This is a genomic window from Aquabacterium soli, from assembly GCF_003933735.1.
In the GTDB taxonomy this organism is placed as follows: Bacteria; Pseudomonadota; Gammaproteobacteria; order Burkholderiales; family Burkholderiaceae_C; genus Aquabacterium; species Aquabacterium soli.
This window is the reverse complement of sequence record NZ_RSED01000082.1, coordinates 1-592: the sequence shown is the minus strand read 5'-3', so window position 1 is coordinate 592 and position 592 is coordinate 1. Positions and strand designations below refer to the sequence as shown.

Below are 592 nucleotides of genomic sequence, written 5' to 3'. Positions count from 1 at the left end.
AGTTGTGGCCTTTTTACAGGTCGCAGCATCTCAGACTGTTGATATCAATGCAGCATTATCAGCACTGATAGGAGAGCGTCAAAGATCATTAGGAATCAATGTTGGCCTCAGCAATATGCAGTTTGGCAAGAGTAATGGAGCTGTGGAAGCCAATATCGCCATCGGGACCTCGAACATCACCGACCTCCTTGTGCAATTGAGCAACGTGGTAGATGCAGCAGTAGCCGAAGCCAAGGCAGCAGGAAAAAATATCGATTCGTGTGTCTCAGCTGTAGGTGCTAGTGTGTCTGCATTGAACCAATCAGAAATTCAATCATGTAGAGTACTTCCACAATTAGGACAAGCTAGAGTCAAACTGAACCAACTCGCCTTGGTTCAAGGAAACCTAGCAAATGTTCTCCCCAAATGCGTAGTATTGAACCCATTGAATCTTCTCCAAGTCCGCGTCTGCGTTAATGGAGAACTAGTCAATATCGACCAGACAATCACTCAAGCTCTTGCCGCAATCTCGTCTCTTTTGAATGATGCGGTGGTAGCTAGCAGCGAATGTGTCAATAAGATCAGATCCAACTGGGAAAATCAAGTAGCCGCC

The 592-nt window shown here is 45.9% G+C and carries 1 protein-coding gene; it reads left to right on the top strand.

Annotated elements, in window-relative coordinates; genetic code table 11:
- Window positions 1-592: hypothetical protein (locus EIP75_RS24230; RefSeq protein ID WP_158622976.1), on the top strand; the 592-nt coding region annotated here is incomplete at both ends.